7 protein-coding genes and 1 pseudogene are annotated in these 9,185 nt (G+C 53.0%); all 8 read left to right on the plus strand.

Annotation, left to right across the window (positions count from 1 at the left end):
- A pseudogene (locus DXA43_RS09800) lies at positions 1-316 on the plus strand (GDP-mannose 4,6-dehydratase); the annotation flags it as partial.
- Positions 317-332: 16 nt separating this feature from the next.
- On the plus strand, positions 333-1,805 hold the full coding sequence (locus DXA43_RS09805; protein WP_117807043.1) for a sugar nucleotide-binding protein: 1,473 nt from the start codon (positions 333-335) through the stop codon (positions 1,803-1,805).
- On the plus strand, positions 1,802-2,884 hold the full coding sequence (locus DXA43_RS09810) for a hypothetical protein (protein WP_117807044.1): 1,083 nt from the start codon (positions 1,802-1,804) through the stop codon (positions 2,882-2,884). The genes DXA43_RS09805 and DXA43_RS09810 overlap by 4 nt, the downstream gene beginning before the upstream one ends.
- 8 nt (positions 2,885-2,892) lie before the next feature.
- On the plus strand, positions 2,893-4,029 hold the full coding sequence (locus tag DXA43_RS09815) for a glycoside hydrolase family 99-like domain-containing protein (RefSeq protein ID WP_117807045.1): 1,137 nt from the start codon (positions 2,893-2,895) through the stop codon (positions 4,027-4,029).
- Between the two features lie 59 nt (positions 4,030-4,088).
- Positions 4,089-5,324: a hypothetical protein gene (locus tag DXA43_RS09820; RefSeq protein WP_147344758.1), complete on the plus strand. Its 1,236-nt coding sequence runs from the start codon at positions 4,089-4,091 to the stop codon at positions 5,322-5,324.
- A 299-nt stretch (positions 5,325-5,623) separates the two neighbouring features.
- Complete coding sequence (locus DXA43_RS09825) at positions 5,624-6,997, plus strand: oligosaccharide flippase family protein (RefSeq protein WP_147344759.1); 1,374 nt, start codon at positions 5,624-5,626, stop codon at positions 6,995-6,997.
- Positions 6,998-7,043: 46 nt separating this feature from the next.
- Positions 7,044-7,886: a phosphorylcholine transferase LicD gene (locus DXA43_RS09830; protein WP_117807048.1), complete on the plus strand. Its 843-nt coding sequence runs from the start codon at positions 7,044-7,046 to the stop codon at positions 7,884-7,886.
- Positions 7,883-9,145 carry an NTP transferase domain-containing protein gene (locus DXA43_RS09835; RefSeq protein ID WP_117807049.1) on the plus strand — a complete coding sequence of 421 codons (1,263 nt, stop codon included), beginning with the start codon at positions 7,883-7,885 and terminating at the stop codon, positions 9,143-9,145. The genes DXA43_RS09830 and DXA43_RS09835 overlap by 4 nt, the downstream gene beginning before the upstream one ends.
- Positions 9,146-9,185: the final 40 nt, after the last annotated feature.

Below are 9,185 nucleotides of genomic sequence, written 5' to 3' on the forward strand. Positions count from 1 at the left end.
GACCAAGGGCCGCATGGGGGAGACCTACCTCATCGGCGCCGACGGCGAGAGGGACAACATCACCGTGCTGCGCATGATCCTCGAGGCCATGGGGCGCGACCCCGAGGACTTCGACTGGGTCGCCGACCGCCCCGGCCACGACCGCCGCTACGCCATCGACAGTACGAAGCTCCAGCGCGAGCTCGGCTGGAGGCCGGCCCACACCGACTTCGCCGAGGGCCTCAAGGCCACCATCGACTGGTACGTGGCCAACGAGTCCTGGTGGCGCCCGGCCAAGGAGGCCACCGAGGCCCGCTACCGCGCACAGGGCCAGTAGGAGAGGGGATAGACAGATGGCAGACATCGCATTCGAGAAGGACCTCTCCGTCGCCGAGACCGGCATCGAGGGCCTCAGGGTCGTCGACCTCGCCGTCCACGGCGACTCGCGCGGTTGGTTCAAGGAGAACTGGCAGCGCGCCAAGATGTGCGCCCTGGGCATCCCCGACCTCCGCGTCGTCCAGAACAACGTCTCCTACAACGAGAAGAGGGGCGTCACCCGCGGCATCCACGCCGAGCCCTGGGACAAGTTCATCTCCGTGGCGCGCGGCAGCGTATTCGGCGCATGGGTGGACCTGCGCGAGGGCAGCGCCACCTACGGGAAGGTGTTCACCTGCACGCTCGACCCGTCCAGGGCCATCTACGTCCCGCGCGGCGTGGGCAACTCCTTCCAGGCCCTGGAGGACGGCACCGCCTACACGTACCTGGTGGACGCCCACTGGTCGCTCGAGCTGAAGAGGACCTACACCTTCGTGAACCTCGCCGACCCGGAGCTCGCCATCGAGTGGCCGATCCCGCTCGACGAGGCCACCGTCTCCGAGGCGGACAAAAACCACCCGATGCTCAAGGACGTCGTCCCCATGGCGCCGAAGCGCACCCTCGTCACCGGCTGTAACGGCCAGCTGGGCCATGCGGTGCGTGCGCTCGCCGAGGAGCGCGGCGTCGCCAAGGGCTTCGACTTCTGCGACATCGACACCTTCGACATGTCCGACCCGGACGCCTATTCGCAGTACGACTGGTCGCTCTACGGCACGGTCATCAACTGCGGCGCCTACACGGCCGTGGACAGGGCCGAGACCCCCGAGGACCGCGTGACCGCCTGGAAGGCCAACGCCACCGGGCCGGCCCTTCTCGCACGCACCTGCGCCGGGCACGGGATCACGCTCGTCCACGTGTCCTCCGACTACGTCTTCGACGGCACGGCCGAGGTGCACACCGAGGACGAGCCCCTCAGCCCGCTGTCCGTCTACGGCCAGACCAAGGCCGCCGGCGACATCGCCGTGGCCGGCTGCCCGCGCCACTACATCATGCGCTCCAGCTGGGTCATCGGCGAGGGGCACAACTTCGTCAAGACCATGAAGGGGCTCTCCGACCGCGTCGCAGACCCCGAGGACGGGCTCGGGCAGGTCACCGTGGTCGACGACCAGCTGGGCCGCCTGACCTTCACGCGCGACATGGCCGAGGCCATCTTCCACGTGCTGGGGAACAAGGCCCCCTACGGCACCTACGACTGCACCGGCTCCGGCGCCGTGAAGTCCTGGGCCGACATCGCCCGCGCCGTCTTCGAGGCCGCCAACGGCAACGGTGACAAAGTGGTCCCGGTCAGCACCGCCGACTACTACGCGAACGCCGCGGGCCCCATCGCACCGCGCCCGGTCCACTCCGCGCTCGACCTGTCCAGGCTCGAGTCGACGGGCTTCCGCATGCCCGACTGGGAGGAAGAGCTGGGGGAGTATATGAAGACCCTTGCCGAGGACGGTATCGCATGAGTGTTTCAGATGTCTGTATAGTTAGTATGGATAATGTAAAGCGCGTCCCGTATATTGCGCAATATATTAAATGTCTTTGTGGTAAAGACTTTGATTTTCTTTTTTGGGATCGCGACTGCACAGACGATGATGCTGGTCAAAACAATAGCTTCGCCTATCAGCATAAGGTGCGGCACGGAGAACCGACCTTAGCGCAGAGGCTCGATAAGCTCACTGGTTATGTTGGATTTAAGCGATTCGCCAGCAAAATTCTTAAAACCAATGAATATAAACGAGTCGTTTGCCTTTCTGGTAATGCTGCTGTTCTGCTGAACGACATTCTGCTCGACAGGTACAGCGGGAGGTTCATCATCGACATTCGCGATTACTGGCATGAGGATAATAGGAATTACCATAATATTGAGCAACGTCTTATTGAGGCTTCCCCGTGCCCTGTTATCTCATCGCCTGCCTATAAAAACTTCTTAGGCTACCATAACTTCCGTATCATGCATAACTCTCAGATTCTAGGCGATGAAGAAAAACATATTGCTAATCATGATCATAATATTCCATTCAGAATCGTATGTGTAGGCGCGGCAAAGAACCTTGATTACGACAAGAAGGTCATCGATTGCTTTGCTGACGACAAACGCTTCTCGCTAGTTTTCAGGGGCAGGGGGTATGAGCAGCTTGACGGATATATCAAGGAACATGGCATATCGAACGTGGAGGTTGCCGGTGAGTTTGATTTCTCGTTAACTCTAAAACAATATGTCGATGCTGACATGGCTTTGAGTATGTATGGAAACGGCTCCCCATACTGGGATTACGCACTAGCCAACAAGCTCTATTTTGCCGCCCAATTGGGGCTTCCCATCCTCGTCTGCGATAAGACCGCCATGGCTGATATGACTGAGAAATATGAGCTCGGCGTTGCGTTCGATCCTTCGGACAGGTCGGCTAAGGATCGAATTGCACAGCTTTACAGCGATGATCTAATTTCAAAGAGACGCGAGGGTTGCCGTAACTTTTTGAATAGGATCGAAGCTGATAATACTCGCACATTTGCCGATATTAAAGAATTTTTTGACTGTTAGGTAGCTTGATGAACGTTGTTGCTTTCTATCTCCCGCAGTTTCATTCGATTCCTGAAAATGACGAATGGTGGGGTAAGGGTTTCACTGAGTGGACGAACGTGCGAAAGGCTATGCCCCTCTTTGAGGGCCACAACCAGCCTCGAGTTCCCCTCAATGGTAATTATTACAACCTTCTTGACCCCAAGACTCTACGCTGGCAGGTTGACCTTGCCAACATGTACGGAGTTGGAGGGTTCTGTTTTTATCATTACTGGTTTGATGGCCACTTGCTTCTGGAGAAGCCGGTTGAAATGTTCCTTGCTGACAAGAGCCTTGATTTGCCGTTTTGTATCTGCTGGGCAAATGAACACTGGACAAACCAATGGGTGTCTGGCGAGAACAAAGTGCTTATTGAGCAGAGGTATGGTGGGGAAGCCGAATGGCGCGAACACTTCGAGTACCTCCTGCCGTTCTTTAAGGACGATCGCTATATTCGTGTCGATGGTAAACCTCTTGTTGTCCTTTATCGCCCCGAAATTGTGGACTGCCTTCCTGATATGCTTGCATGTTGGCGTAATCTTGCAGAAGAGAATGGTCTGGGTGGACTAGTTATTACTTACCAGCATCCCTCTTACTACGTTTATCCAGAGAAAAGGGAAGATCTTTTTGACTACAACATCGAGTTCCAGCCGACGCTTGCTTTGACGATGAAAAAATCGCAGAAGCACAAGATCCTAAGGGCAATTAAGCGTAGGTTGGCTTTGTTTATGGAGAAGAACTTCAATATAGATTTGAGGTTTATTGGCTCCGGCACTGGGTTGTCGCATATTAGCTATGACGAAATCTGGAACACCATCCTTTCTATGGAACCAACTCGAAAGAATAGCTTTCCCGGCGCTTTCGTCGACTGGGATAATACGCCAAGAAGAGGCATGAAGGGTAGTCTATACGATGGTGTCACTGTTGAGAAGTTCAGACATTATTTCAAAGAGCAGGTAAAGCGCGCTCGAAATGTCTACTCGAGTGATTACCTGTTTATGTTTGCCTGGAATGAATGGGCGGAGGGCGGATATCTTGAGCCCGATGAAAACAGAGGATATGGCTTCTTAGAGGCCATTTATGACTCTCTGCGGGAATTGGGTGAGCTGCCCGAGATTGAGCGTTAGACATGTCCTTTGTATTCTGGATAACTACTATTGCCTGCATTTGCACGTGGATTTTCCGCATGTGCAAAGGTGACTATTTTTCAATATTAACCTACGTGGTTTGGGGAATTTATCTCCCCATGTTCCTTTTCTTTGCTGGATGGTCTGTCCTGTTCCTCACGCCTATTCAGGATGATTTTTACTGGATATTCATTGCTTTTAATATGTTGCTTCTACTGTTCCAGTTCGTTGATCCTATAGTTAAACTGCCGCGGGGGCTTAGATTCAGTTACAAGCTGGGACCTGTTTTTCTCGTTGTTGTCGACAGCCTCTATCTCTTGGCGATGTTCATAGAAAATTACATGGGATCTGGTAAAATTTTGCCGGGATTGGCAGGAATTGACATCCACACATTCCATGCGCCCCTGTTTTTCTACATTACCGGGGCGACCTACATCGTCGTCGCCCTTAATACCCTAGCCGCCTTAGATGGAAAGAAATGGCTCCTTTCTTTTGATATTCTAGTCGTCGTTCTCTTATTCTTCGGCAAGTCTGCTCGTATGGATGCATTTATCGCGATTGTAGAGTGCATTTCTTTAGTAGCTTTTATCGGTATTACTGATGCGATAAATGGAGCAAAAGAGAGATCCGATAAAGGTCCATCTAAGATCAAGAAGGTAATTACAGCAGTTCTCGTTTCCATCGTTCTTTTGTTTGTCGTTCAGGCAGGTATCAACATCGGGAACAATCGAATGAACTCGTACGGTCGTTATGATATTACATATGGTGATGGCATCGGTTACAGTGGTCCTGAGCTGTTTGGGGATGCCCTTTCTCTCTATTATGGCTATTTCCCCTTCTCTTTCTACAATCTGAACAACAACATCGCCTGTGTTGGTCAACAAGGTACTTTTGCCGGCGTTAACAGCTATCGCTCGCTGTATTTTGGCGTTTTACAGTTCGATAATCTATTTAATGTCCCATTGAATGAAGCTAACGATAGCAAAGTTATCGTCACTAAGGGCGCAACGGTCACAACTGGGTTTTGGGATTTTTATTATGATTACGGGCGCTACTGCATGATTCCTCTTGCAATCACCCTTGGGATATACATCCTGCTAAGGCATTCGTTGGCGAATAACCTTAGGAAATCGCCGACTTGTATCATTGCTTATTTTTATTGGGTTCCCCTTTGGTTCTTCATGTCTTTCAATGACACCGTTTGGGATACCTGCGTTTTGATTAATTTGCTTTTGATTGCAGTGATTTCTAAGAGAGCTTTCACGTTGATTGATCGTCAAGATGATTTTCGCTGAGTCTCGGTTGAGAAACTGCTTATTCCGAACGCCCACTTATGATGAGCGCACATATAGCTTTTCCACAATTTTCACAACGGATATGTATTTTGGAATTATTACTTCGAACTGTTATAGCGCCTGCATCTCCCTTAGTAACGTCAATGGCGTTTCGGGGCAGGAATGGTACCGCCGAGTGCAAGCTTTAACTGCTGATTTGCGCTCTCACGCGATTGTTGCGTCGACTTGTTTACTTATCTTGTTGTAGTCCCTAACTGCGTTTGGATTTAAGATTGAATAAGAAATTCATACTTCAGAATATGGGTGTCGCTTTTTTGGCACAGGGCGTTAGCATGGCCCTATCGGTATTGCAAACTTTAATTGTTCCCAAGCTACTGGGTGTAGAACAGTATGGCTACTGGCAGCTTTATATCTTCTATGTCAGCTATGTTGGTTTCTTCCACCTTGGACTGTCTTCGGGTGTATATCTGACCACCGGTGGCCAAGCTCGCGACAAGATGGATAAGGATTCCATCAAAAGCCAAATGATTTTCGGGGTCACTTACCAAACTATAATGGCTCTTGTAATCATTCTTCTCTCAACTTATATGCAAGAGGGTTTTGAGCGTATATTTGTTGTAGTGATGACTGCAATCTACCTTGTTCTACAGAATCTTGCAACATTCATGATGAATGAGCTGCAGTGTATGAACGAGACTAAGAAATCGTCCTTCTCCACTATTATCGAGAGGTTTGCTTTTTTGGTGCCTCTCCTAATTCTGTTAGTTTTGAATATCGACGTTTTCTACCCATACGTCTTTGCGTATACTGCCTCCACCATTGTTCAGCTTGCTTATTGTGCTTGGCATATGAGGGATTTTTGGAGTGCCAAGTGGCTAGGATTCAAAATAACTGCGCGTCTTGGCTGGTCTAGCATAAGAATTGGGTTCCCAATGATGCTCGCTAATGTGATGAGCATGCTGATATTGGGTATCGGGCGTTTCTTCATAGACGCTCAGTGGGGTATCGAGACGTTCGGTCGACTTTCGCTCGCATTGTCACTGGTAAGTTTTTTCCTCGCGTTTGTTAACCAGGCATCGATGGTTCTCTTTCCCTCGCTGAGACAGGCTTCACATGAAGAAGTTCGTGGTTTCTACCAGGCGGCGCGCGATGCAATGGGCTTGCTCTTTCCAGCGGTGTATGCACTATATTTTCCAATGGTTCGGCTTCTCGCGCTCTGGCTTCCTGATTATGCAAGCACATTTCTCTTCCTGATTTTCCTTCTGCCAATTTGTGTCTTCGACAGTAAGTTCAACATTACCGGCGTAACGTACTTCAATGTTCTCCGTCGGGAGCGCATAATGCTCGCGGTTAATATTGTTTCCGCATGTGCCAGCCTCGCTCTCACCATAGCTGCTGTGTACGTGATTGACTCCGTGTTCGCTGTTATTGCCGTGATGACAATTGTTATTGTTACCAGGGGAATGTGGACTGAGCTCTACATGAATCGCCTCCTCGGCGTCTCCGTAAGCTCCATTGGTGTTGCCGAGTTAGCCCTAACCGCGGAATTTGTTGTCGCTGCATATTTTTTACCCGCCTTGCCTGCTTTTTTCCTGTACTTGTTTAGCTATGCAGTTTTTCTGCTCGCATTTCGCGGCGATCTATCAAGAACTATTAACAGGCTAAAGGCCTAACCACTCAATCAAGCAATCTCATCTAGGGAAGAATAGGGAGAACTCTATGGATGAAAGGCATTTCGGGCGAGAACTGACCACACGGGAGGTTCAGGAGGCCGCAATCGGCGTACTAGAATTTGTTGGTGGAATATGTAACAAGCTCGGTCTTCGGTACTGGCTCGCGTACGGAACAGCAATTGGCGCAGTAAGACATAACGGATTTATCCCATGGGATGACGATATCGATATCTGCATGCCAAGGCGTGACTATGATACGCTGCTCGAGTATTTCAACAAGCATGCTCATGATCTTAGGCCTTTCGCTGCGATTGGACCAACCCCTGACAACCCGACCCCTTTTTTGATAACACGTATTTCAGATATGCGTTATGTGATGAAAGGTGAATTTGGAGACGAGGCCCGTCTGGGCGCATTCGTGGATGTGTACCCTCTCGACGGGCTAGGGAACGATGAGCAGAATGCTCGAAATCATAAACAGAGGATGAAGAAACTCGCCAATAGTTATTTCCGTGCCGGTGATTGGAATTACTACAACAAGGACTGCGCTCCAGTGAAGAGAGTTATCAAGCGTCTAATCGGTGCTCTTTCAGGTGGCGCAGGAAATCAGTATCGGCGTCTCATGAGCGAAGCCCTTGAGTTTGATTTCGAGACGTCTGAATTCGTTTCCGTAGTAATTGGCATGACTTATATGCCATTTTGTCGACGCGAATGGTTCGATGGTACGACCATGGTTAGCTTCGAGGGCATCGAAGCACCGCTTCCCTCTGGATACGACAAGATCCTGAACATCTTTTACGGGGACTATATGCAGCTCCCGCCAGAATCTGACCGAGTTGGGCATCACTTTTACAGCTTATATCGAGTAAAGGAAGGAACCGAGAAATGAGCGATGTTCGTGCCATTATCCTAGCCGCAGGCAAGTCGTCCCAGTTCTTCCCGCCGCTGTACGACAAGCCCAAGGGGCTTTTCGAATACAGGGGCGAGGTGCTCATCGAGCGGCAGATTCGCCAGCTTCGCGAGGCTGGCGTCGAGGACATCGCCGTGGTTGTGGGCTACGAGAAGGAGCACTTCTTCTACCTCGAAGACAGGTTCGGCGTCGACCTGGTGGTGAGCACCCGCTGGGCAGACGAGTCGAACTTCTCGAGCCTGGACCTCGTTCGCGACCGCCTGGGCGGCTCCTTCCTGTGCTGCGCCGACCACTGGTACTCGGAGAACCCGTTCGTCGGCTTCGGCGGCGGGGACCGCTCCGTGCGCATGGTGCGCGAGCAGGGGGACGCCACGCGCGAGCTGGTCGCGGACGTCTGCGACGACGGGCGGCTGGCGAACCTCCGCTGCGGAGCCCCCTCGGGCACCTGCATGGTGGGCGCGGCCTACATCGCGCCCGAGTGGGCGGAGCGGTTCTTCGGGCTCTACGACCGCGAGCGCGGGTACATCGGCGTCAAGGGCCTCCTGTGGGAGCAGTTCTGGGGCCGGCATGCCGACGAGCTGCCGCTCTTCGCCGTCGCCGCCCCCGAGGGCATGCTCGAGTTCGACAGCATGGAGGAGCTCGGCGAGGACGGCGTGCTCGCGAACGTGAGCCCCGCCGCAATCGCCAACATCTGCCGCCTTCTCTCGTGCGCGCCCGAGGAGATAACCCACATCAAGCCGCTGAACGCGGGCCTGACGAACGTCTCGTTCTCGTTCCACCTCAGGCACCAGAAGTACGTCTACAGGCACCCGGGCGTGAGCTCTTCCGCCCTGGTCGACCGCGACGCCGAGGTGGTGGCCGAGGGCACGGCTATGGAGCTGGGCATCGACCCCTCCGTCATCGACATCAGCCCCGAGGGCTGGAAGCTCTCGCGCTTCGTGCCCTCGTCGCGGTCCTTCGACTACGAGAACCCCGCGGACCTCGCGGCGGGCGTGGGGCAAATCCGCGCGTTCCACGAGAGCGGCGCCTCCTGCGCGCTCGCGGTCGACCTCCTCTCCGAGGGCGACCGCCTGCTCGAGCTCGCCTCCCCGAGGAAGGGCGAGGCCGTGGGGCGCCTCGCTGGCCTGAGGCGCCGCCTGGGCCGGGTTTGGCACCACGTGGAACTCGACGAGTGGCCGAAGGTGCTCTGCCACAACGACACGTACGCGGTCAACTGGATCGTCGGCGACGAGTGTTAGCGCTACTGTAAAAACAACCATTTTGACCAACGCTCAACAA

Source organism: Collinsella sp. OF02-10 (assembly GCF_003463445.1).
Classification (GTDB): Bacteria; Actinomycetota; Coriobacteriia; order Coriobacteriales; family Coriobacteriaceae; genus Collinsella.

Coding starts and splice junctions, on each gene's coding strand:
- DXA43_RS09805 (WP_117807043.1), top strand. CDS start 333: ATGGCAGACATCGCATTCGAGAAGGACCTCTCCGTCGCCGAGACCGGC.
- DXA43_RS09810 (WP_117807044.1), top strand. CDS start 1,802: ATGAGTGTTTCAGATGTCTGTATAGTTAGTATGGATAATGTAAAGCGC.
- DXA43_RS09815 (WP_117807045.1), top strand. CDS start 2,893: ATGAACGTTGTTGCTTTCTATCTCCCGCAGTTTCATTCGATTCCTGAA.
- DXA43_RS09820 (WP_147344758.1), top strand. CDS start 4,089: ATGTGCAAAGGTGACTATTTTTCAATATTAACCTACGTGGTTTGGGGA.
- DXA43_RS09825 (WP_147344759.1), top strand. CDS start 5,624: ATGGGTGTCGCTTTTTTGGCACAGGGCGTTAGCATGGCCCTATCGGTA.
- DXA43_RS09830 (WP_117807048.1), top strand. CDS start 7,044: ATGGATGAAAGGCATTTCGGGCGAGAACTGACCACACGGGAGGTTCAG.
- DXA43_RS09835 (WP_117807049.1), top strand. CDS start 7,883: ATGAGCGATGTTCGTGCCATTATCCTAGCCGCAGGCAAGTCGTCCCAG.